The organism is Ralstonia sp. Ralssp110, assembly GCF_047325135.1.
In the GTDB taxonomy this organism is placed as follows: Bacteria; Pseudomonadota; Gammaproteobacteria; order Burkholderiales; family Burkholderiaceae; genus Ralstonia; species Ralstonia mojiangensis.
Genome location: NZ_CP168610.1, coordinates 310,684 through 334,170, shown reverse-complemented (window position 1 = coordinate 334,170; position 23,487 = coordinate 310,684). Strand labels below are relative to the sequence as shown.

The following is a 23,487-nucleotide window of genomic DNA, read 5'->3' as shown; positions in this document are numbered from 1 at the left end:
CCCTGCGACGATTCGCCACCGTGATTACTCACCCGCCGCGTCGCGCGCCTGCGACTTGCGCAGCGCCTTTTCTTCCAGACCGGAAAGCCCTTCGCGGCGCGCGAGCTCACTTACGACGTCGTCCGGCGTGAGGTTGAAGTGCGACAGCAACACCATGGTGTGGAACCACAGATCGGCCACTTCGTAGACGACCTTGCTGCGCGCCTCGTCGGTCATGCCGGCGGCGCGGGCGTCCTTGGCGGCCATGACCGTCTCGGTAGCCTCTTCGCCGATCTTCTTGAGGATGGCATCGTCGCCTTTGTTGAAGAGGCGCGCGATGTAGCTCTTCTCCGGGTCGCCGCCATTGGCGAGCTTGCGGGATTCGAGCACCTCGCCCAGGCGGCGCAGGGTTTCACTCATGATTGTGGCCGGGCTTGCCGGCGTAGATGTCGTCGGGATTCTTGAGCACGGGCTCGACGGTGTGCCAGTCGCCGTCTTCAACATTGCCTTCGAACTTCTGGAAGAAGCAGGCGTGGCGGCCAGTATGGCAGGCGATACCGCCGACTTGTGTGACGCGAAGCAAGACCACGTCTTCGTCGCAGTCGAGGCGGATTTCGTGCACCTTCTGGATGTGGCCGGACTCCTCGCCCTTGTGCCACAGACGCTTGCGCGAGCGCGACCAGAACACGGCCTCGCCGGTTTCCACGGTCTTCTGCAGCGCCTCGCGGTTCATGAAGGCGAACATCAGGACGTCATTGCTGCCCTGCTCCTGCACGATCACCGGCACCAGGCCGTTGTCGTCCCAGTGGACCTTATTCAGCCACTTCTTGCTCATAGTCCGATCCGTACTGGAATGCCCTGCTCCGCCATGAATTGCTTGGCCTGGCCGACGGTGTATTCGCCGTAATGGAAGATGCTGGCCGCCAGCACCGCATCGGCGTGACCTTGCTGGATGCCGTCTGCCAGATGCTGCAGGTTGCCCACGCCGCCCGAGGCGATGACCGGCACCGGCACTGCGTCCGAGACGGCGCGCGTGAGCTCCAGATCGAAGCCGGCCTTGGTACCGTCCCGGTCCATGCTGGTCAGCAGGATTTCGCCCGCGCCGCGCTGAGCCATTTCACGTGCCCATGCCACGGCGTCCAGGCCCGTGCCCTTGCGGCCGCCGTGCGTGAAGACCTCCCAGCGCGGTGCTTCGCCTTCGGCCGACACCTTCTTGGCGTCGATCGCCACGACGATGCACTGCGCGCCGTGGCGGGCGCTGGCGTCCGAAACCAGTTGCGGATTCGATACCGCCGACGAGTTCATGCTGATCTTGTCCGCACCGGCATTGAGCAGCCGGCGCACGTCTTCCAGCGCGCGCACCCCGCCACCCACCGTCAGCGGGATGAACACCTGCGAAGCCACCGCTTCGATGATGCCCAGCATCAGGTCACGCCCGTCCGACGTGGCCGTGATGTCGAGGAAGGTGATTTCGTCGGCGCCCTGCTCGTCGTAACGGCGTGCGATTTCGACGGGGTCACCGGCGTCGCGCAATTCGACGAAATTGACGCCCTTGACCACCCGGCCGTTGGTCACGTCCAGGCAGGGGATGATTCGTTTGGCTAGCATGATGAGTCGGGCGCCGGAGCGCCCGTTGTGCACGGCTGGATCAACGATCAGGCCGCGCCGAGTTTGTCCGCAAGGGCTTGCGCTTCCTTGAAGTTCAGGTCGCCGGAGTAGATCGCGCGACCACAGATCACGCCCTCCACGCCATATTCTTCGACCGCGCAAAGATGGTCGATGTCCTTCAGGTTCGACAGGCCACCACTGGCAATGACCGGAATCTTCACCGACTGCGCCAGCTTGACGGTGGCATCGATGTTGATGCCCTGCAGCATGCCGTCGCGGCCGATGTCGGTGTAGATGATGCCTTCGACGCCGTAGTCTTCGTACTTCTTGGCGAGGTCAACGACTTCGTGGCCGGAGAGCTTGCTCCAGCCATCGGTCGCCACCTTGCCGTCCTTGGCATCGAGTCCGACGATGATGTGGCCGCCGAACGCCGTGCATGCGTCCCGCAGAAAGCCCGGATCCTTGACCGCCGCCGTGCCGATGATCACGTACGACAAGCCATCGTCGAGCCAGCGCTCGATGGTGCCCAGATCGCGGATGCCGCCGCCGAGTTGCACGGGAATCTCATCGCCCACCTCGGCGAGGATCGCCTTGACGGCCGCCTCGTTACGCGGCTTGCCCGCGAAAGCGCCATTCAGATCGACAAGGTGCAAGCGGCGCGCACCCTGCTCGACCCAATGCCGCGCCATGGCAGCAGGGTCTTCCGAGAATACGGTGGCTTGATCCATATCGCCTTGTTTGAGGCGCACACACTGACCGTCCTTCAGGTCGATGGCCGGGATGAGCAACATAAGCGTGACGACAGAGTTGAGGGGAAAAGATTAAAAAGGGCGAAAAATGGATTCGATTGCGACGCCACGGCGGGCATCACGGATTCCAGTGCACAAAGTTCCGGTAGATCTGCAGGCCGGCTTGCGCACTTTTTTCCGGGTGAAACTGTGTTGCAAAAATATTATCCCGGGCGATGGCGGAGGTAAACCGCACGCCGTATTCGGTCTCTCCGACCGATTCGTCAGCGTTGGCAGGCCGGGCGTAGTAGCTGTGCACGAAATAGAAGTAGCTCTGATCCGCCACACCTTCCCAGAGAGCGTGGGCACGACTCTGGTGCACGCGGTTCCAGCCCATCTGAGGCACTTTGTACCGTGAACCGTCCGGCTGCAACTGGCCGTCCAGGTCAAAGCGGACCACATCGCCTTTGATAAGGCCCAATCCTTCAGTGTATTGCTGTCCGGAGCGCGCCTCGGTGCTGCGCTCGAGCAGCATTTGCTCGCCCACGCACACGCCGAGCATCGGCTTGCTGCGCGATGCCTCCAGCACCGCGTCGCGCAGGCCGGATTGGTCGAACGCCGCCATGCAGTCGGGCATGGCACCCTGCCCCGGCAGCACCACGCGGTCGGCCGAACGAATTTCATCCGCTTGCGCACTGATGCGCACATCGGCCTCTGGAGCAACGGCCATCAAGGCTTGCGCTACCGAGCGCAGATTGCCCATGCCGTAATCGACGATTGCGATCTTAGTCATGACTTAACTTAGGCCCTAAGTACGGGCAACAGGGTTTTCAGCCCATCAACGATGAATTCCACGGCCAGCGCCGCCAAAATCAGGCCCATCAGCCGGGTCCCGACGTTGATGCCGGTGCGACCGATCACACGGGCGATTGGCTCGGCCGCGCGCAACACGATCCAGACCACGGCTGCGATCGCCACACCGACGCCAGCGAGGAGAAACAAGTCCCACCAGTGCTTGGTCTTGCCCGCATAGACGATCACGGTGCTGATCGAGCCCGGGCCCGTAAGCAGCGGAATCGCCAGCGGCACAACCGCAATGCTGGCCTTGGCACCGGCCTCGTCCTCTTCTTCGGGCGTGGCCTTGGTGCGGCTGGTCTGCGCATTGAGCATGTTCAGCGCGATCATGATCATGATGATCCCGCCACCCACCTGCAGCGAACCCACCGAAAATCCGAAAAAGCTGATGATCTGCTCGCCGAGCAACGCCGACAGGCCGATCACGATTGCCACCGAAATCGATGCGACCTTGATGGTGCGGCGCTTCTCTTCATCCGTCTGGCTCTCGGTCAGGCTGATGAAGAACGGGATCGCGCCGATCGGATTGATCAGCGCGAGCAGCGAGAAAAAGCTTTTTGTCAGATCCATCGGATCGGCGGCCGGTGTTGGAGTCGGGTAGGCGCGGCCAGGCCGACGCGGTGATTTACAGGGCGCCCTTGGTCGACGGAATCGTGCCTGCAGCGCGCGGGTCGATCTCCACCGCCATGCGCAGCGCGCGTCCAAAGGCCTTGAACACGGTCTCGATCTGGTGGTGTGCGTTGACGCCGCGCAGGTTGTCGATATGCAGCGTCACGCCGGCATGATTGACGAACCCGCGGAAGAATTCGATGGACAGGTCCACGTCAAAATTGCCCACGCGTGCGCGCGTGAACGGCACATGGAACTCCAGGCCCGGACGGCCTGAGAAATCGATGACCACGCGCGACAGGGCTTCGTCCAGCGGCACGTAGCTATGGCCGTAGCGCACGATGCCCTTTTTGTCGCCGATGGCTTTGGCGACGGCCTGGCCCAGCGTGATGCCGACGTCTTCCACGGTGTGATGATCGTCGATATGGGTGTCGCCGGTGGCCGAGACGTCCAGGTCGACCATTCCATGTCGGGCGATCTGGTCGAGCATGTGGTCGAGGAAGGGGACGCCGGTGTTCAGCGTTTGCTTGCCCGTGCCGTCCAAATCAAGGGCGACGCGGATCTGCGTTTCAGAGGTGTTGCGAGTGACCTCGACACGGCGGCTCATGGGGCTTCCTGCATCGATGCGGCAAAGGCATCGATAAATTGCGCGTTTTCTTCGGGATTGCTGACCGTCACGCGCAGACAGTTGGTCAGCAACGGGTGCATTTTACTGACGTTTTTAATCAGAATCCGCCGATTGAGCAGGCGCTCGAACAAAGCGGCGGCATCGGGCACGCGCAGCAGGATGAAATTCGCCGCGCTCGGGAACACCGTCACGCCCGGGTGAGCCGACAGCGCATCGATCAACTTGGTGCGCTCGGCACGCAAGGTCGCTGCCTGGGCATCCAGTACGTCCACGTGTTCGAGCATGAACTGGGCAGTCGCCTCCGTCAGCACATTCACGTTGTACGGCGGACGCACCTTGTCCAGCTCGGCGATCCACTTCGGGTGGCCAGCCACGTAGCCGAGGCGGATGCCAGCCAGGCCCAGCTTCGAGACGGTGCGCATCACCAGAAGGTGATCGAAATCGCGCAGGCGCGGCATCCAGCTATGTTGCGCGAACGGCTGGTAGGCCTCGTCGACCACCACCAGGCTCTGGCACACGGGGCCGCGAGCGGCGCGGATGATCGCGTCCATGTCGGCCGCGTCGAACAGGTTGCCGGTCGGGTTATTCGGATACGCCAGGTAGATGACGGCAGGCTGGTGCTCGGCCATGGCGGCCAGCATGGCTTCACGGTCGAGCGTCAGGTCCGCCTTGAGTGGCACGCCGACGAATTTCAGGCCCAGCAACTGCGCCGACATCGCGTACATCACGAAACCCGGCACGGGCGCCAGCACGGTCGCGCCCGGCTTGGCCGCCGCAATGGCGATGAGGCTGATGATCTCGTCCGAACCGTTGCCGAGCAGCACCTCGGCTCCGGCAGGCACGTGCATCACTTGCTTGAGCTGCGCCTTGAGCGCGTCGGCGGTCGGCACCGGGTAGCGGTTGAGCGCGACTTCGGCCAGGCGCTTGCCCAACGCGTCGCGCAACATCGCCGGCAGCGAATACGGGTTCTCCATCGCGTCCAGCTTGACCATGCCGGTCGCGTCGGGCACGTGGTACGCACCCATGGCGCGAACGTCGTCGCGCACGATACGGGCGAGCAGGTCATCCAGGGAAGCTTGGGCCGGAGCGGTGGCGGTCATCTTTGTGCGGTGCGTCTTATTCGGAGGCGGGGCGTTGCAGGCGATATTCAGCGCTGCGGGCATGCGCCTGTAAGCCTTCGCCGTAGGCCAGCTCGGCAGCAATCTCGCCCAGCATCTGCGCACCGGCTTCGCTCACTTCGATCAGGCTGGAGCGCTTGATGAAGTCGTATACGCCCAGCGGCGACGAGAAGCGCGCCGTGCGCGAGGTCGGCAGCACGTGGTTCGGACCAGCACAGTAATCGCCCAGCGATTCGCTGGTGTACTTGCCCAGGAAGATCGCGCCGGCGTGGCGGATGCGTTCTGCCCACTGGCGCGGGTTATCTGCCGAAATCTCCAGATGTTCGGGAGCGATGTCGTTGGCGATGTCGCACGCCTCTTCCATGTCGCGCACCTTGACGAGCGCGCCACGGCCTGACAGCGACTCGGCAATCACGCTACGGCGCGGCATGTCTTCGAGCTGACGGTTGATGCTGGCCTCCACCTGCGCGATGAACTCTGCGTTCGGGCACAGCAGGATCGACTGGGCCAGTTCGTCGTGCTCGGCTTGCGAGAACAAGTCCATCGCCACCCAATCCGGATCGGTCGTGCCATCGCAGATGACGAGGATTTCCGACGGACCGGCAATCATGTCGATGCCAACCGTGCCGAACACGCGACGCTTGGCAGCGGCCACATAGGCGTTACCTGGGCCGACGATCTTGTCGACGGCGGGGACGGTGTCGGTTCCATAAGCGAGTGCCCCCACGGCCTGCGCGCCGCCGATGGTGAACACGCGGTCCACGCCGGCAATGCAGGCCGCAGCCAGCACCAGCTCATTGCGCACGCCGCCGGGCGTGGGCACCACCATGATGATTTCCCTGACCCCTGCCACGCGAGCCGGAATCGCATTCATCAACACCGACGACGGGTATGCCGCCTTGCCGCCCGGCACGTAAATGCCCACGCGGTCGAGCGGCGTCACTTTCTGGCCGAGCACCGTGCCATCGGCTTCGGCGTATTCCCAGCTGTGTGTGCCGCACTCGATCTTCTGCTTCTCGTGATACGCGCGCACGCGGGCAGCAGCGGCTTCCAGTGCGGCGCGGCGCTTGGGCTCCAGGCCATCGAGCGCGGCTTGCAGGGTGGCTGGCGACAGCTCCAGCGCGGCCACGCTGTCGGCTTCGATGCGGTCGAAGCGGCGCGTGGCTTCCAGCACAGCGGCATCGCCGCGTGCCTTCACGTCAGCCAGGAGCTGCGCGGCGGCGCGGTCGATGGCTTCGTCTTCGCTCGCTTCAAAAGCGAGCACCTGGCGCAGTTGCGCCGCGAATCCGGCTTCGGCCGAATCCAGCTTACGGATGGTCAGGCTCATGCGGCTTCCCCAACACGCGCGTCCGTCGCGGAGGCGCGCTCGAAAGCGTCGAGGATGGGCGCCAGCCGGTCGCGCTTGAGTTTCAGCGCAGCCTGATTGACGACCAGTCGGGACGAGATCTGCACGATCTCTTCCACCTCGACGAGGTTGTTCGCGCGCAGCGTGCCGCCCGTGCTGACCAGGTCGACGATGGCGTCAGCCAGGCCCACCAGCGGGCCCAGCTCCATCGAGCCATACAGCTTGATCAGGTCGACGTGCACGCCCTTCTTGGCGAAGTGCTCGCGCGCGGTATTCAGATACTTCGTCGCCACCGACAGGCGCGCGCCCTGGCGCACCGCGTTGGCGTAATCGAAGCCCTTGGGCACCGCTACCGACATGCGGCAGCGGGCGATGTTCAGGTCGATGGGCGCATACAGGCCCGCCATGCCGTGCTCCATCAGCACGTCCCGGCCGGCTACGCCGAAGTCCGCCGCGCCGTATTGCACGTAGGTCGGCACATCGGACGCGCGCACGATGATCACGCGCAGCGCCGGGTCGGACGTCGGCAGAATCAGCTTGCGCGAGGTTTCCGGATCTTCGGTCACCTCGATGCCGGCGGCCTTCAGCAGCGGCAGCGTCTCTTCAAAGATGCGCCCTTTGGACAGCGCCAGCGTGAGCTGGTTGGAGGCGGACTGGAATGCGTTCATGGCCGGCGAGTTCCTTACCTTACGCTTGAATGCGGCGGATCTTGGCGCCGACAGCGGACAGCTTGTCTTCGATGCGGTCGTAGCCGCGGTCGAGGTGATAAATGCGGTCGACCAGCGTCTCGCCCTGCGCGATCAGGCCGGCAATGACGAGGCTGGCCGAAGCGCGCAGGTCGGTCGCCATGACGGTCGCGCCCGACAATTGCTCGACGCCCGTCACCACCGCCGTTTTGCCATCGATCACGATATTGGCGCCCAGGCGGTTCAGTTCCTGCACGTGCATGAAGCGGTTTTCGAAGATGGTCTCCGTCACCGTGGCAGAACCTTCGGCGATCGCGTTAAGCATCATGAACTGCGCCTGCATGTCGGTCGGGAACGCCGGGTATTCCGACGTGCGGAAGCTCACCGCCTTGGGGCGGCCCGTCATCTGCACGCGAATCCAATCGTCGCCCGTGGTGAGCGTCACGCCGGCTTCGCGCAGCTTGTCGAGCACGGCATCGAGGATGCCCGGCGGCACGCCGCGCAGCGTCACATCGCCGCCGGCTGCCGCCACGGCGCACAGGAACGTGCCGGCTTCAATGCGATCGGCGATCACCGTGTGGGTGGCGCCGTGCAGCGCTTCAACGCCTTGGATCACCAGACGGTCGGTGCCGATGCCTTCGATGCGCGCGCCCATCTTCACAAGCAGGTTGGCCAGGTCAGTGACTTCGGGCTCGCGTGCTGCGTTTTCCAGCACGGTTTCGCCGTCTGCCAACGCGGCGGCCATCAATAGGTTTTCGGTGCCCGTGACCGTCACCATGTCAGTGACAATGCGCGCCCCACGCAGGCGCTTGGCGCCTTCAGGCAGCTTGGCTTCGATGTAACCATGCTCGATGACGATCTCGGCGCCCATCAGTTGCAGGCCCTTGATGTGCTGATCGACCGGGCGCGCGCCGATGCCGCAACCGCCGGGCAGCGACACACGTGCATGGCCAAAGCGCGCCAGCAGCGGGCCCAGCACCAGGATCGACGCACGCATCGTCTTCACCAGGTCGTACGAAGCTTCCGGCGTGTGGATGGTCGCGGCGTCGAGCGTAAGGTGATGGCCGTCGAGCGAACCTTCCACGCCCATCTGGCGCAGCAGTTTGAGCATCGTGCGCACGTCCTGCAGGTTCGGCACGTTGCTCAGCGCCAGCGGCTCGGCCGTCAGCAGCGCGGCACACATGATGGGCAGCGCGGCGTTCTTGGCGCCAGACACGCGGATTTCGCCCGACAAGGGGCCATTGCCTTCGATCAGCAGTTTGTCCATGAGCGAGACGTCTCGTCGATCACTTTGAGAGGGGCGCTCAGCGAGCGCGAGGTCGGAGTCGGTTGAAACGGTAACCGGGGTGGGATCAAGCTCGGCCATCAGGACTGCCACTCCGCCGGGGTGAGCGTCTTCATGGAGAGCGCGTGGATCTCCGCGCGCATCCGCTCACCCAGCGCTGCGTAGACGAGCTGGTGACGCTGGATCAACCGCTTGCCTTCAAATTGCGCGCTGACGATGGTGGCAAAAAAGTGCTGGCCGTCGCCCTCGACTTCGAGGTGCTCGCACGACAGGCCGGTTTCGATGTACTGCTTGACTTGTTCGGGTGTGGGCAACATGGCCTTCCCTTCTCCAAAAACGTTAGGGTGGTGCGTCGTCGTTGTTTTTAGAGATCGCTGCAAAATGAAGCGAAACGGTTCTGACGGTTCAAGGCCGATGCAGACGCTACATGCAGTACGGCAAGGAGGCCCTGGGCCGTCGGAATCATTTTTCAGCGGTCTCTTATCGACGCATCAATGGCGCAGCTTGTAGCCCGTGCGCAGCATCTGCAGGGCTACTCCCCCCACCACGACCAGCGCGATCAACATCACACCGAGGCTCGTCGTCACCGGCACATCGGACACACCGAAGAAGCCGTAGCGGAAGCCGTCGATCATGTAGAAGAACGGGTTGGCGTGGGACACCGCCTGCCAAAACGGCGGCAGCGAATGAATCGAATAGAACACGCCCGCCAGGAAGGTGGCCGGCACGATCAGAAAGTTCTGGAACGCCGCAAGCTGGTCGAACTTTTCAGCCCAGATGCCGGCAATCAGCCCCAGCGTGCCCAGCACGCTCGCGCCGAGCACGGCGAACACGATGATCCACAGCGGCTGCGCGAAATGCAGATGCGCAAACAAGGTCGTCACGATCAGCACGCCCGTACCCACAGCCAGACCGCGAATCACAGACGCGCACACGTACGCGCCAAACATCTCCCAGTGCGACAGCGGCGGGAGCATGATGAACACCAGGTTGCCTGTGATCTTCGACTGGATGAGCGACGACGAGCTGTTTGCGAACGCGTTCTGCAGCACGCTCATCATCACCAGGCCAGGCACCAGGAAAGCGGTGTAGCTCAATTGGTCGAACACCTTGACCCGATCTTCCAGCACGTGCCCGAAGATCAGCAGATACAGCAGCGCGGTCAACACCGGCGCGGCGACGGTCTGAAAGCTCACCTTCCAGAAGCGCAGCACTTCCTTGTACAGCAGCGTGCGGAAACCGACCCAACGGCCCGGCAAGCTCTCGGGAATGGCGTTCATGCAGCGGGCTCCAGCGCAGAATCGGGAATGGCAGGCGTTTGAGGCCCGACGGGCAAGCCGCCCTCGCGGCGCATGATCTGCACGAATACGTCTTCCAGATCAGCCTTGGCGACTTCCATGTCGTCGATCTCGCAGCCGGCGAGGCGGCATGTGGAGAGAATCTGTTCGACCTCGCCATAGCCCGACAGGCGCAAGCGCACACCGCGCTCGCCGTGGTTACCCGGCAGGCGCAGGGCTTCCAGCGACGCGGGCAGCGCTCCCTTCGCAAAGCTCAGCACCAGTTGCAGCCCGGAAAATTGCGAGAGTAGATTCGCCGTGCGATCAAGCGCCACCACTTCGCCAAACTTGAGCATGGCGATGCGGTCGCACAGAGATTCGGCTTCTTCCAGGTAGTGCGTGGTCAGCACGACGGTATGGCCTTCGCGGTTCAGCCGCGAGATGAATTTCCACAGCGTCTGGCGCAACTCGACGTCCACACCGGCGGTCGGCTCGTCCAGCACGATCACGGGCGGCCGATGTACCAGGGCCTGCGCCACCAGCACGCGGCGCTTCATGCCGCCCGACAAGGCGCGCATATTGGCGTCGGCCTTGCTGGTGAGGTCGAGGTTGGCCATGACCTCGTCGATCCAATCGTCGTTCTTGGTCAGCCCGAAGTAACCCGACTGCAGGCGCAGTGTTTCGCGCACCGTGAAGAACGGATCGAACACCAGTTCCTGCGGCACCACGCCCAGCTTGCGGCGCGCCGTGCGGTAGTCAGTAACGACGTCGTGACCAAGCACGCGTACGTGGCCGGAATCGGCACGATTCAGGCCCGCAAGGATGGAGATCAGCGTGGTCTTGCCCGCGCCGTTGGGGCCCAGCAAGCCGAAAAACTCGCCCTGCTCGACAGATAGGCTCACGCCCTTGAGCGCTTGCAACGACTTGTAGCGCTTACGGACGTCAGCGATTTCGATGGCTTTCATGGCCGACAAAGTGAACTACTCTGCGCATCTCAGGACCGTGGATCGACAAGACCATGACGGCCGCGAATACCGCACACGGCGGCTGCAGAGCGACAAACCCAGAATTATAGGGGAACTGCACCAACTCACGGCGCCACAGCTGACGACGCCGAACCGCGAATGCCGAGGGCGCGCGCGACGCCCCGACCGGAGCGCGGCATCGCGATGACGGGTTCGGGGGAATCGCCCCGCGTCCCGCACCGGACGCCGCCTCAATGTCGAGCGTGATGGGGGGCAGCAGGAGCTGGCGCGACGGCCAGCAGAGACTCCACGCCGTACAGCGTGGCGAGATTGGACAGCGCTTGCGGAGCGCCTGCGATATCAAGCGCGATACCGGCATCCTGCGCCGTGCGCTGCCACGACAGCAGCACAGCCAGCGCAGACGAATCAACCTGCGACAGGCCAGCGCAATCGACGTGCAACGCGGCAATGCCGGCTTCGCGCGCTTGGCCAAGCTGAGCCTCGCCCTCGCGCAGAACGCGCGGCGCTTCGCGGTGAGTCAGCGGGCCGGACAAGGTCAACATGGTGGAAGTGGATGCGTCGGAAAAAGAAACAGCGGCCGAGTGACCGCTGTGTCGATTCTACCGGAAGGCCGCTTACTTTGCCGGGCCCTTCTCAAGCTGCGAGTTGCGTTCGTTCAGGAAGCTCACAAGGCCCGCCACGCCGCCACGTTTGCTGATGACATCGGCAAACTGGTTCTTGTACGTTTCCGACAGCCACAGGCCGCTGATGTTGATGTCGTACACCTTCCAGCCACCGGCCGTCTTTTCAAGGCGGTAGTCCAGAGCCACCGGCTCGCCGTTATTGTTCACGGTCGAGCGCACTACCACGTCGGTGTCATCGGCAGCCGCACGGAACGGCTTGTACGAAACGGTCTGGTTTTTCACGTTCGACAGCGCACCCGCGTAAGTGCGGATCAGCAACGTTTTGAAACCGTCCTGAATCTGCTGCTGTTGCTCCGGCGACGCCTGGTTCCAGAAGCGGCCCATGGCAATCTGCGTGGTGCGTTTGAAATCGGCGCGCGGCACGATCTTCTGGTCGACGAGCTGGTACACCTTGCTCATGTTACCGCCGCGCAGTTCCGGATCGCTCTTGATGGTGGTGAGCACGTCGTCCACAGCCGTCTTGACGGTGGCCTGGGCATCGGCTTCCTGAGCGTGGACCGGCGCGGCTGCCACGGCAGCCGTCAGCGTGAGGCCAGCGAACAGGGAGCGGAGGAGTTTCTTCAACATATCGCGTCCTTATAGTGTGATTTTCGGGTCGCTTGCAGCACATTCGCCGCAATCCTGTTGGCGATTAGAACAGACCGCCCGCAGCCAAGTTCGTGCGAGCCGGCCAGTTTTACGCCTTGTCACCTTTGAGGCGACCTTGTTACGTGTACCGATCAGCGGCGGAACACCGGCCAGTTGGGGGTGAAGCGCTGGTACGGCGAGACCGTGGCGTCACCGGTATCCGGCGATTTCTTGTTGTCCTGATCTTCCGGCAGGTTGCCGTCATAGATCAGGTATCGGCGGCGCTGCAGATAGGCATCCCGCAGAAAGGTGTATTTGTCGACAGCGGCCTGTTCGAACACATTGCTGGCCCCAAGCAGGTTCGCGCGCACGTCAACTACGCGCAGCGCGGCCAGCGAATAGGTGATCGTGCTGTCGTGCCAATACGTGAGCGGATCCATCTGCCAGTCGACCAGGAAGCCCACGGTGTCACGTGCGGTGCTCGGGCCGAGCAACGGCCAAACGACGTACGGACCCGACGGCACGCCCCATACACCCAGTGTCTGGCCGAAGTCTTCCTTGTGTTTCGGCAGGCCGGCGTCCGACGCAATGTCGATCAGACCACCCAGCCCCAGCACCGTATTGATCGCCACACGCATGGTGTCTTCCAGCGCGGCCGTCCCCTTCAACTGCAGCAGGTTGTTGACGGCCGAATAGACATCGCCCGCATTCGAGAAGAAATTCGACACGGCAGTGCGCGCCGGCGACGGCACCACATCGACATACGTTTGCGCAACCGGCTTCAGCACGCCCTTGTCGAGGTCCTCATTGATGCGGAAGACTTCGCGGTTGAACGGCTCGATCGGGTCTGCCGGATTGGCATTCGGCCCCGTTGCACAGCCGGCCAGCAGCGTAGCGCCAGCGGCCACGGCCAGCACAAAACCGCGCAGCGTATGGATGGATGTTGTTGTTTTCATGGTTTATTTACTCCCACTGCCCTCGGCCGGCTTGGCTCCGCCGGCACTGCCATTTGCGCTGCCGGCACCGGCATCCGCAGCCTTGCTGTACAGGAACTGGCTGATCAGGTTTTCCAGCACCACCGCCGACTGGGTCATCGTGATCTTGCTGCCGCTGGCGAGCATGGCCGAGTCACCGCCCGGTTCAATACCGATGTATTGCTCACCCAGCAGACCCGAGGTCAGAACCTTGGCCGAACTGTCTTTCGGAAACTGATAGCGCTGATCCATGTCGAGCACGGCGATTGCCTGGTAGCTCTTGTCGTCGAAGAGGATCTGCGACACACGGCCGACGACCACACCCGAACTCTTGACCGGGGCCCGCACCTTCAAGCCACCGATATTGTCGAAGGCCGCCTTCACCTGGTAAGTCTTGGCAAACGAGAACGAACTCATATTGCCCGCCTTGAGCGCCAGGAATAGCAGCGCAATGATGCCCACCAGAACAAATAGGCCGACCCAGAAATCGAGGACGCTTTTACGCATGATCTTTTCTCGTTGAACGCTAACGACAACCGGCGGCTCAGTTGAACATCAGTGCCGTGAGCACGAAATCCAGCGCCAGTACGGTGAGCGACGCGATCACCACCGTCCGGGTAGTCGCGCGCGAGACGCCTTCCGGCGTGGCCTTGGCCTCATAGCCCTGATACAGCGCAATGAAGGTGACCGCCACACCAAACACGACACTCTTGATGACGCCGTTGAGCACGTCGTCCATGACATCCACGCCGGCCTGCATCTGCGACCAGAACGCCCCAGGGTCCACGCCAATCAGCCCGACCCCGACGAAGTATCCGCCCAGAATACCGACCGCACTGAAAATCGCGGCCAGAAGCGGCATGGCGATGAAACCGGCCCAGAAGCGCGGCGCCAGCACGCGGGCCAGCGGATCGACGGCCATCATTTCCATGGCGATCAGTTGCTCGCCGGCCTTCATCAAGCCAATCTCGGCCGTCAGCGAGGTACCGGCGCGACCGGCAAACAGCAGTGCCGTCACCACCGGCCCAAGCTCGCGCACCAGCGACAGCGCCACCAGCAGGCCCAGCGCCTGCTCGGAGCCGTATCGATTAAGCGTGTTGTATCCCTGCAAGCCAAGCACGAAGCCAACAAACAGCCCCGATACGGCAATGATGATGAACGAATCATTGCCGACAAAGCGCAGTTGCTCGATCACCAGGCGCGGGCGGCGAAGCACATCGCCGGAAGCACCAATGAGCGAAATCAACGTGCGCGCGGCGTAGCCGAAGCGGCTGACCAGCACCAGAACAAAGCGGCCGATGGTAGAGATCACCGTGCGCCTCCGCTCTTGCCCAGACCGAAGTCATCGGCCAGGGGCGCCCCGGGATAGTGGAACGGCACAGGGCCGTCCGCCTCGCCACGCACGAACTGGCGCACAAACGGATCGGTCGACGCGGTGAGCTCAGCCGGCGTGCCCTGCGCGGCAATGCTACCGTTGGCGATGAAGTAGACGTAATCGGCGATGCGGAACGTCTCCTGCACGTCGTGCGAGACGATGATGCTGGTCGCGCCCAGCGCGTCGTTCAGCTTGCGGATGAGCGAGGCGGTCAGGCCCAGCGAGATCGGGTCCAGCCCGGCGAACGGCTCGTCGTAAAGGAGGAGCGACGGATCAAGCGCGATCGCCCGCGCCAATGCCACGCGCCGCGCCATACCGCCAGAAATCTCCGAGGGCATCAGGTCGCGCGCACCGCGCAGGCCGACGGCGTTGAGCTTCATCAGCACCAGATCGCGGATAAGCAGTTCGGGCAGTTCGGTATGTTCGCGCAGTGGAAATGCCACATTGTCGAACACGGACAGATCGGTAAACAGCGCTCCGAACTGGAACAGCATGCCCATCTGCCGGCGCGCCGCGTACAGCTCTCGCTTGTCCATGGCGCCGATGTCCTGGCCTTGTACGCGCACTGTGCCGGCGGCAGCGGCCACTTGGCCGCCAATCAAGCGCAGAATCGTCGTCTTGCCGCAGCCCGAGCCGCCCATGACGGCCACCACGCTGCCCCTGGGCACGCGCATGCACAGGCCGGACAGAATGCGCCGCGCGCCTGGCTGATAGGCGAAATCGACCTGATCGAGTTCGACAACGGCGTTGGAAGGCTGGGTGGACACGGTGGAGATCGGTGCAGAGGGCTCGGCAGGTTGGCGGCTTTCATGCTGCCGCATCTCGTTGTCTTGACTTCCGCGGGCTCGCCAACAAGGGCGGCTTCGCGCGGCCCGCCATTATAGGTGGAAACCCGCGTAGCCCGTCAGTCACGCCTTGCTTACCGACAGTTAGTGTGGCTTGTTCGCCGCGCCGCGGGTTTTCGGGCCTTGCGGGTTGCTGAAAGTGGTGCGCTTGCGAAGCTGGGCTGGTGCGGCAGACCGGCAGCGGAAGTGGCCTATTCGCCGCTATCGAGCCGTAGATCGGCCTGGCGAATCACCCCTTGCCAATGTGTGGCATCACGGCGCACGGCCTGGGCAAACGTGTCGGGGGCATCCCATTCCGGCTCGAAGCCGCCGGCACGCAACGTAGCGTGGACGTCACCCGAGGCGACGGCGCGGCGCAGTTCGGCCGCTGCGCGCATCGACAGGAGGCGGGGTGTGCGCGCCGGCATGAAAGTGCCGATCCAGGCGCTGCGATCGAATCCGGCGAGACCGCCTTCGCGCAGCGTCGGCACGGCGGGCGCGAAACGCGAGCGAGCCCCGCCCGTCACCCCGAGCAACCGTAGCTGGCCATTGGCCGCGGCGGCCGCCACGCTCGGATAGCAGGCGAAACACGCCGTCATGCGCCCCGCCAGGATCTGTTGCACGAGCCCCGCTTCACCGCGAACGGCCACATGCGGCGCATGGAAAGCGTAGTCGCGCACAAACTGCTCGGCGACAAGGTGCGACCACGTGCCGACGATATCCGAGCCGCAATTGACCGTGACGGACTCGCCGCGCGCCTGTGCGAGCAGATCGGTGATGGAGTAGATCGGCAAGCGCGCATCCACGGCGAGAAACAGCGGCAGCGTGGCCACCATCGCCACCGGCTGGAAATCTCGCAGCGGGTCATACGACGCTGGTTCCAGCGCGGGCTGGGTGACGAACGTGGTCTGTTGAAGCAGCAATGTATGGCCATCGGATGGCGCGCGGGCAACGGCCTCACCGGCGGCCATACCATTGGCTGCGGGGCGATCCTCGACACCCACCTCGCGGCCGACCTGCTGTTGCAGTTGCGTCGCCAGTGCCCGGGCAAGTGCGTCAAACGCGCTGCCTTCCGCCGCCGGCACGACCAGACGCAGCGGTTGCGAGGGATACCCTTGCAGCAATGCATGCGCGGGCGACGTCAGCATTGTCGGCAGCACACCCAGCCACGCAAGCGCCCGCCGCCGCTGCGGGTCCGGCATATGCGGCACATCGGGCGCGTGGGGCACATCAGCACGCACATTGCGGGCACGAGGTCGCATGAGGCAGGTTGGGATCACGGGGAGATCTCATTCTAGAAATCCGCCCGTCCGCCCTGCACTCATGTAAACCATGTCGACGTAAACCATGAGGCATGACGCGCGCGCCAAAACACGTGCGTCACAAACAAAAAGGCCCGCCAAGGCGGGCCTGAGTCATCCGGTCAACCGCGAGGTCAGCGCGGCAGTTCCGAATGGCCCATGAGAAACGCGTCGACCGAGCGGGCGGCTTGACGGCCTTCCCGGATGGCCCACACGACGAGCGACTGGCCGCGGCGTACATCACCGGCGGCGAACACCTTCGGCACGTTGGTGGCGTAAGCGTTGTCGCCTTCGGTGGCGGCACGCGCGTTGTTGCGCGCATCCTTGGTCACGCCAAAGGCATCCAGCACGCCGCCGACGGGATTGGTAAAGCCCATCGCCAGCAGGACGAGATCAGCCTTGAGCGTGAACTCGCTGCCTGCAACTTCGGCCATCTTGCCGTCCTTCCACTCCAGGCGCACGGCGATAAGGCCCGTCACCCGGCCGTTCTCGCCGATCAGCGCCTTGGTGGCGACCGACCAGTCGCGCTCGCAGCCTTCGTCATGCGACGACGACGTGCGCAGCTTGATCGGCCAGTACGGCCACACCAGCGGCTTGTTCTCTTCTTCGGGCGGACGCGGCAGCAGTTCGAACTGCGTGACCGACGCCGCGCCATGGCGGTTGGATGTGCCCACGCAGTCAGAGCCCGTATCACCACCGCCGATCACGATGACGTGCTTGCCATCGGCGCGGATCGGGTTCGGTGCATCGCCGGCCACTTCCTTGTTCTGCGGGATCAGGAATTCCAGCGCGTAATGCACGCCGTCCAGATCACGGCCCGGCACCGGCAGATCGCGCGGCACTTCCGAACCACCCGTCAGCACGACGGCGTCGAATTGCTTGAGGATGTCGTCGGCAGAGATCATCTCCCGCGCGTCGTTGGTGATGCCGGCCGGAACCGTCTTGTCGCCCACCATCACGCCGGTGCGGAACGTCACGCCCTCGGCTTCCATCTGCTGCATGCGGCGGTCGATCTGCGCCTTTTCCAGCTTGAAGTCGGGGATGCCGTAGCGCAGCAGGCCGCCAATGCGGTCGTTCTTTTCGAACAGCGTCACGTCGTGGCCAGCGCGTGCCAGTTGCTGCGCAGCGGCCATGCCAGCCGGGCCCGAGCCGACCACGGCCACAGTCTTGCCGGTCTTGTGCTTCGGCACTTGCGGTGCCACCCAGCCTTCTTCCCAAGCCTTGTCGATGATGGCGTGCTCGATCGACTTGATACCGACCGGCAGCTCGTTGATGCCCAGCGTGCACGCCGCTTCGCACGGTGCCGGGCAGATGCGGCCCGTGAACTCGGGGAAGTTGTTGGTCGAATGCAGCACCTCAATCGCGGTCTTCCAGTCCTGGCGATACACCAGGTCATTGAAGTCCGGAATGATGTTGTTGACGGGGCAGCCGTTGTTGCAGAACGGAATGCCGCAGTCCATGCAACGTGCGCCCTGGATCTTGGCTTCGTTGTCCGCCAGCGCGAACACGAACTCCTTGTAATGCTTCACGCGCGCTTCGGGCGCTTCGTATGCCTCGTTCTGGCGGGGAAATTCGAGAAAACCGGTCGCCTTGCCCATGGTGTCCTTCCTGACCCGATGCTGCTCTGCCGGCACAGTCGTGCTGAGCAGGCAGTCGGGCCTGTCTTGTGAGGTTGCGTTGTATTCAGTGGCGGCGGGAGCCGATCATCGATCGACAACCCGCCAAGTCGCTTGGAATCAGGTTCAGGCGGCGATCTGTTCGCGGCCCGCTTCCTGTTCGCGCTCGTACATCTCGGTCAGTGCACGCTTGTACTCGGTCGGGAAGACCTTGACGAAGCGACGGCGCGCGTTGTTCCAGTCGGCCAGCAGTTCCTTGGCACGCTCGGAGCCGGTGTAGCGGAAGTGCTTTTCCACCAGCGCCTTGAGCAGTTGCTCGTCGAGCACGCGCTCGCCGTTCACCTTGTGCCAGGTCGACGGGGTATGCGCCTTCTCCTGGTCTGCTGCCGACAGCACGGATTCCAGTGCGACCTGCGCCGTGTTGCAGCGCTTGTCGAACAGGCCGTCTTCGTCATAGACGTAGGCAACGCCGCCCGACATGCCTGCCGCGAAGTTGCGGCCGGTGGTACCCAACACGACGACGGTGCCTCCGGTCATGTATTCGCAGCCGTGGTCGCCCGTGCCTTCCACCACCGTGGTGGCGCCGGAGTTGCGCACCGCAAAGCGCTCGCCGGCCACGCCGTTGAAGAACGCCTCACCAGCCAGCGCGCCGTACAGCACAGTATTGCCGACGATGATGTTGTTGGTCGGCTCACCGCGGAACTCATGCGGCGGGCGCACGATCACGCGGCCGCCCGACAGGCCCTTGCCCACGTAGTCGTTGCCGTCGCCCACCAGGTCCAGTGTCACGCCGTGTGCCAGGAACGCACCGAACGACTGGCCAGCCGTGCCCTGCATCTGCACGTGGATCGAGTCATCGGGCAGACCTTCGTGGCCGTAGCGCTTGGCCACTTCACCCGACAGCATCGCGCCCACGGTGCGGTTGACGTTGCGCACCGGCTGGATGAACGACACGCGCTCGCCCTTTTCCAGCGCAGCCTTGGCCTTCTCGATGAGCTGGTGATCCAGTGCGCGATCAAGACCATGGTCTTGCACGTCGACCTGATAACACGGCTCGCCTTCCTTCTTGGCCGGCTGATAGAAGATGCGCGCGAAGTCCAGACCGCGGGCCTTCCAGTGTTCGATGCCGGACTTCGTGTCGAGCAGATCCGCGCGACCAATCAGTTCGTTGAAGGTGCGGATGCCGAGCTGCGCCATGATTTCGCGCACTTCCTCGGCTACGAAGAAGAAGTAGTTCACCACATGCTCGGGCTTGCCCGAGAACTTCTTGCGCAGCACCGGATCCTGCGTCGCCACACCCACCGGGCAGGTGTTCAGGTGGCACTTGCGCATCATGATGCAGCCTTCGACCACCAGCGGTGCGGTGGCGAAGCCGAACTCGTCTGCACCCAGCAGCGCGCCGATCACGACGTCACGGCCGGTCTTCATCTGGCCGTCGGCCTGCACGCGGATGCGGTTGCGCAAGCCGTTGAGCATCAGCGTCTGCTGCGTTTCGGCCAGACCCAGCTCCCACGGCGTGCCGGCATGCTTGATCGACGACCACGGCGAAGCGCCGGTGCCGCCGTCGTGGCCCGCGATCACCACGTGATCGGCCTTGGCCTTGGCAACACCTGCGGCCACCGTGCCCACGCCCACTTCCGACACAAGCTTGACCGAAACGTCCGAACGCGGGTTCACGTTCTTCAGGTCGTGGATGAGCTGTGCCAGATCTTCGATCGAGTAAATGTCGTGGTGCGGCGGCGGCGAGATCAGGCCCACGCCCGGCACCGCATAACGCAGCTTGCCGATGTAATCCGTGACCTTGTGGCCAGGCAGCTGACCGCCTTCGCCAGGCTTGGCGCCCTGCGCCATCTTGATCTGGATCTGATCAGCCGAAGCCAGATACTCAGCCGTCACGCCGAAACGACCCGACGCCACCTGCTTGATCTTCGAACGCAGCGAATCGCCCTCTTGCAGTTCCAGATCGCGCTCGACCACTTCGCGGCCGATCACGTCCGACAGCTTCGTGCCCTGCTTGATGGGAATGCCGCGCAGTTCGTTGCGGTAACGGCGCTCGTCTTCACCGCCTTCGCCTGTGTTCGACTTGCCGCCGATACGGTTCATCGCCACGGCCAGCGTGGTGTGCGCTTCGGTTGAGATCGAACCCAGCGACATGGCGCCGGTTGCAAAGCGCTTGACGATCTCCTTGGCCGGTTCGACTTCTTCCAGCGGAATCGCGCGTGCCGGGTCAACCTTGAACTCGAACAGACCGCGCAGCGTCATGTGGCGCTTGCTCTGATCGTTGATCAGGTTCGCGTATTCCTTGTACGTCTGGTACGAATTCGCGCGCGTCGCGTGCTGCAGCTTGGCGATCGAATCCGGGGTCCACATGTGCTCTTCGCCGCGGACGCGGTAGGCGTATTCGCCACCGGCATCCAGCATGTTCGCCAGCACCGGCGCATCGCCAAAGGCGTCACGGTGCAAGCGCAGCGCCTCTTCAGCCACCTCGAAGATGCCGATGCCGCCGACGTTAGATGCGGTGCCGTGGAAGTACTTGTCGACCAGTTCACGTGACAGGCCGATCGCTTCGAAGATCTGCGCGCCCGTGTACGACATGTACGTCGAGATGCCCATCTTGGACATCACCTTGTGCAGGCCCTTGCCGATCGCCTTGGTGAAGTTGTAGATGGCTTTTTCGGCGGTCAGGCCCAGACCCGGCGCCAATTCGGCGAGTGTCTCCATCGCCAGGTACGGGTGCACGGCTTCTGCGCCATAGCCGGCCAGCAGCGCGAAGTGGTGCACTTCGCGGGCCGAACCCGTTTCGACGACCAGACCCGTGCTTGTGCGCAGGCCCTTCTCCACGAGGTGATGGTGGATGGCCGACGTAGCCAGCAGCGCCGGAATGGCGGCCTGCTTCTCGTCGACCGCGCGGTCGGACACGATCAGGATGTTGTAGCCCGACTTGACCGCATCGACGGCCTCGGCGCACAGCGACGCCAGGCGCGCCTCGATGCCTTCCTTGCCCCACGCCACCGGATAGCAGATGTCCAGCTCATAAGACATGAACTTGCCGCCGGTGTAGTGCTCGATGTTGCGGATCTTCGCCATGTCCTTGAAGTCCAGCACGGGCTGGCTCACTTCAAGACGCATCGGCGGGTTGATGTTGTTCAGCTCAAGCAGGTTCGGCTTCGGCCCGATGAACGAGACGAGCGACATCACCACGTTTTCGCGGATCGGGTCGATCGGCGGGTTCGTGACCTGCGCGAACAGTTGCTTGAAGTAGTTGTAAAGCGTCTTGTTCTTGGACGACAGCACGGCCAGCGGGCTGTCGTTACCCATGGAGCCCGCGGCTTCTTCGCCGTTGGCAGCCATCGGGGTCATCAGGAACTTGACGTCTTCCTGCGTATAGGCGAAGGCCTGCTGGCGATCCAGCAGCTTGGCGGCCGGCTTGGTCTCGGCGGCCACGTCTTCGGGCTTCGCGTCCAGCTCGTCGAGCTTGATGCGCACGGCATCGATCCAGCTCTTGTACGGCTTGGCGTTGGCCAGGTTGTCCTTGAGTTCCTTGTCGTCGATGATGCGGCCCTGCTCCATGTCGATCAGGAACATCTTGCCCGGCTGCAGGCGCCACTTCTTGACGATGCGCGACTCGGGAATTGGCAGCACGCCCGCTTCCGAGGCCATCACGACCATGTCGTCGTCGGTCACGTAGTAGCGCGCCGGACGCAGGCCGTTACGGTCGAGCGTCGCGCCGATCTGGCGGCCGTCGGTAAAGCAGATGGCGGCAGGGCCGTCCCACGGCTCCATCATGGCGGCGTGGTATTCGTAGAACGCGCGGCGGTTGTCATCCATCAGCGTGTGCTGTTCCCACGCTTCCGGAATCATCATCATCATCGCCTGGGCCAACGGGTAGCCGGCCATCGTCAGCAGTTCGAGGCAGTTGTCGAACGATGCGGTATCCGACTGGCCCGGATAGATCAGCGGCCACAGCTTGGGCAGATCATCGCCCAGCACCGGCGACGAGATGCCGCCCGTACGCGCGTTGATCCAGTTGACGTTGCCCTTGACGGTGTTGATTTCGCCGTTGTGCGCGACCATGCGGTACGGGTGCGCCAGTTCCCAGGCCGGGAACGTGTTGGTCGAAAAACGCTGGTGCACCAGCGCCAGCGCCGACACCGTGCGCGGGTCTGCCAGGTCCTGGTAATAGCGGCCCACCTGCTCGCACAAGAGCAGGCCCTTGTAGACGATCGTGCGCGCCGACATCGACGGCACGAAGTATTCCTTGCCGTGCTTGAGCTTGAGTGCCTGGATCGCGTGGCTGGCGGTCTTGCGGATCACGTACAGCTTCCGCTCCAGCGCGTCAGTGGTCATGATGTCGCGGCCACGCCCGATGAAGATCTGGCGGATCACCGGCTCGGTCTTCTGCACCGTCGGCGACATCGGCATGGTCTTGTCGACCGGCACGTCGCGCCAGCCCAGCACGACCTGGCCTTCCAGACGCACGGTGCGCTCGAGTTCCTGTTCGCAGGCCAAGCGCGACGCGTGTTCCTTCGGCAGGAAGATCATGCCGACACCATATTCGCCGGCCGGCGGCAGATTGATGCCCTGCTTCGCCATCTCTTCACGGAAGAACTGGTCGGGAATCTGCAGCAGGATGCCCGCGCCGTCGCCCATCAGCGGGTCAGCACCGACGGCGCCTCGGTGGTCGAGGTTGTGCAGGATACGCAGGCCCTGCTGGACGATCTCGTGGCTCTTCTTGCCCTTGATGTGAGCGACGAAGCCGACGCCGCAAGCGTCGTGTTCATTGGTCGGGTCGTACAGACCCTGGGCCGACGGCGCGGCGGGGAAGGAATGTTGTTCCACGGCGATCTTCCGATGTTGTGGGCACAGCGCGCCGCAGAAAACCCTCGCGATCGTGCGAATGCGGTGGCAGACAGGCAATGGCGCGCCGCACCATGAATGCGGGGTGAAACGAATATAAAAGAGTGGCCCGTAACAGGCAAAAGTTTTTAAATGGGGTCAGAGTTAATTAATAAATGCACGACAACAGTGCGGGTTTACTAATGG

23 protein-coding genes are annotated in these 23,487 nt (G+C 63.5%); all 23 read right to left on the bottom strand.

Annotated features, from left to right (window positions below; translation table 11 throughout):
* Positions 1-24: 24 nt before the first annotated feature.
* The 23 genes from ACEN9T_RS10290 to ACEN9T_RS10180 all read right to left on the bottom strand — a co-directional run bounded on the left by ACEN9T_RS10290 (position 25) and on the right by ACEN9T_RS10180 (position 23,283).
* A complete protein-coding gene (locus ACEN9T_RS10290) occupies positions 25-399 on the bottom strand; it encodes a phosphoribosyl-ATP diphosphatase (RefSeq protein ID WP_413707667.1) in 375 nt (124 codons plus the stop codon).
* A complete protein-coding gene (hisI, locus tag ACEN9T_RS10285; RefSeq protein ID WP_027680226.1) occupies positions 392-814 on the bottom strand; it encodes a phosphoribosyl-AMP cyclohydrolase in 423 nt (140 codons plus the stop codon). The genes ACEN9T_RS10290 and hisI overlap by 8 nt, the downstream gene beginning before the upstream one ends.
* Positions 811-1,587: an imidazole glycerol phosphate synthase subunit HisF gene (hisF, locus tag ACEN9T_RS10280; protein WP_175537193.1), complete on the bottom strand. Its 777-nt coding sequence runs from the start codon at positions 1,585-1,587 to the stop codon at positions 811-813. Before hisF ends, hisI begins: the two co-directional genes overlap by 4 nt.
* Before the next feature lie 47 nt (positions 1,588-1,634).
* Entirely contained in the window at positions 1,635-2,378 is a 744-nt protein-coding gene (gene hisA, locus ACEN9T_RS10275; protein ID WP_045203048.1) for a 1-(5-phosphoribosyl)-5-[(5-phosphoribosylamino)methylideneamino]imidazole-4-carboxamide isomerase, read from the bottom strand.
* A gap of 76 nt (positions 2,379-2,454) precedes the next feature.
* Positions 2,455-3,108, bottom strand: coding sequence for an imidazole glycerol phosphate synthase subunit HisH (hisH, locus tag ACEN9T_RS10270; RefSeq protein ID WP_092975723.1), 654 nt, complete (start codon positions 3,106-3,108; stop codon positions 2,455-2,457).
* Between the two features lie 8 nt (positions 3,109-3,116).
* Complete coding sequence (locus ACEN9T_RS10265) at positions 3,117-3,740, bottom strand: MarC family protein (protein WP_024977836.1); 624 nt, start codon at positions 3,738-3,740, stop codon at positions 3,117-3,119.
* 55 nt (positions 3,741-3,795) lie between these two features.
* Entirely contained in the window at positions 3,796-4,386 is a 591-nt protein-coding gene (gene hisB, locus ACEN9T_RS10260; RefSeq protein WP_024977837.1) for an imidazoleglycerol-phosphate dehydratase HisB, read from the bottom strand.
* Positions 4,383-5,507 (bottom strand): histidinol-phosphate transaminase, encoded by a 1,125-nt coding sequence (gene hisC / locus ACEN9T_RS10255; protein WP_092975726.1) that lies wholly within the window; start codon positions 5,505-5,507, stop codon positions 4,383-4,385. Before hisC ends, hisB begins: the two co-directional genes overlap by 4 nt.
* Before the next feature lie 16 nt (positions 5,508-5,523).
* Positions 5,524-6,852, bottom strand: coding sequence for a histidinol dehydrogenase (gene hisD, locus ACEN9T_RS10250; RefSeq protein WP_413707666.1), 1,329 nt, complete (start codon positions 6,850-6,852; stop codon positions 5,524-5,526).
* Positions 6,849-7,538 (bottom strand): ATP phosphoribosyltransferase, encoded by a 690-nt coding sequence (gene hisG / locus ACEN9T_RS10245; RefSeq protein ID WP_009241938.1) that lies wholly within the window; start codon positions 7,536-7,538, stop codon positions 6,849-6,851. Before hisG ends, hisD begins: the two co-directional genes overlap by 4 nt.
* A 19-nt stretch (positions 7,539-7,557) precedes the next feature.
* Positions 7,558-8,823, bottom strand: a complete 1,266-nt coding sequence (murA, locus tag ACEN9T_RS10240; protein WP_413707665.1) for a UDP-N-acetylglucosamine 1-carboxyvinyltransferase — start codon at positions 8,821-8,823, stop codon at positions 7,558-7,560.
* A gap of 98 nt (positions 8,824-8,921) precedes the next feature.
* The gene (locus ACEN9T_RS10235; RefSeq protein ID WP_092975735.1) at positions 8,922-9,158 is read right to left on the bottom strand and encodes a BolA family protein; all 237 of its coding nucleotides are present in this window, start codon (positions 9,156-9,158) and stop codon (positions 8,922-8,924) included.
* A 174-nt stretch (positions 9,159-9,332) separates the two neighbouring features.
* Positions 9,333-10,121 carry an ABC transporter permease gene (locus tag ACEN9T_RS10230; protein ID WP_045203042.1) on the bottom strand — a complete coding sequence of 263 codons (789 nt, stop codon included), beginning with the start codon at positions 10,119-10,121 and terminating at the stop codon, positions 9,333-9,335.
* Positions 10,118-11,083 (bottom strand): ABC transporter ATP-binding protein, encoded by a 966-nt coding sequence (locus ACEN9T_RS10225; protein WP_092975738.1) that lies wholly within the window; start codon positions 11,081-11,083, stop codon positions 10,118-10,120. The genes ACEN9T_RS10230 and ACEN9T_RS10225 overlap by 4 nt, the downstream gene beginning before the upstream one ends.
* Before the next feature lie 251 nt (positions 11,084-11,334).
* Entirely contained in the window at positions 11,335-11,646 is a 312-nt protein-coding gene (locus ACEN9T_RS10220) for a lipid asymmetry maintenance protein MlaB (protein ID WP_413707664.1), read from the bottom strand.
* Positions 11,647-11,718: 72 nt separating this feature from the next.
* Positions 11,719-12,354 (bottom strand): phospholipid-binding protein MlaC, encoded by a 636-nt coding sequence (locus tag ACEN9T_RS10215; RefSeq protein WP_092975744.1) that lies wholly within the window; start codon positions 12,352-12,354, stop codon positions 11,719-11,721.
* Positions 12,355-12,506: 152 nt separating this feature from the next.
* Positions 12,507-13,310: a VacJ family lipoprotein gene (locus ACEN9T_RS10210; RefSeq protein WP_092975747.1), complete on the bottom strand. Its 804-nt coding sequence runs from the start codon at positions 13,308-13,310 to the stop codon at positions 12,507-12,509.
* 3 nt (positions 13,311-13,313) lie between these two features.
* Positions 13,314-13,835, bottom strand: a complete 522-nt coding sequence (gene mlaD, locus ACEN9T_RS10205; RefSeq protein WP_024977847.1) for an outer membrane lipid asymmetry maintenance protein MlaD — start codon at positions 13,833-13,835, stop codon at positions 13,314-13,316.
* 37 nt (positions 13,836-13,872) lie between these two features.
* Complete coding sequence (mlaE, locus tag ACEN9T_RS10200; RefSeq protein ID WP_092975750.1) at positions 13,873-14,640, bottom strand: lipid asymmetry maintenance ABC transporter permease subunit MlaE; 768 nt, start codon at positions 14,638-14,640, stop codon at positions 13,873-13,875.
* On the bottom strand, positions 14,637-15,470 hold the full coding sequence (locus tag ACEN9T_RS10195; RefSeq protein ID WP_092975892.1) for an ABC transporter ATP-binding protein: 834 nt from the start codon (positions 15,468-15,470) through the stop codon (positions 14,637-14,639). The genes mlaE and ACEN9T_RS10195 overlap by 4 nt, the downstream gene beginning before the upstream one ends.
* Positions 15,471-15,739: 269 nt before the next feature.
* Positions 15,740-16,789 carry a Bug family tripartite tricarboxylate transporter substrate binding protein gene (locus ACEN9T_RS10190; protein ID WP_413707663.1) on the bottom strand — a complete coding sequence of 350 codons (1,050 nt, stop codon included), beginning with the start codon at positions 16,787-16,789 and terminating at the stop codon, positions 15,740-15,742.
* Positions 16,790-16,962: 173 nt separating this feature from the next.
* The gene (locus ACEN9T_RS10185; protein ID WP_413707662.1) at positions 16,963-18,426 is read right to left on the bottom strand and encodes a glutamate synthase subunit beta; all 1,464 of its coding nucleotides are present in this window, start codon (positions 18,424-18,426) and stop codon (positions 16,963-16,965) included.
* Between the two features lie 144 nt (positions 18,427-18,570).
* Positions 18,571-23,283: a glutamate synthase-related protein gene (locus ACEN9T_RS10180; RefSeq protein WP_254775733.1), complete on the bottom strand. Its 4,713-nt coding sequence runs from the start codon at positions 23,281-23,283 to the stop codon at positions 18,571-18,573.
* Between the last annotated feature and the right edge of the window lie 204 nt (positions 23,284-23,487).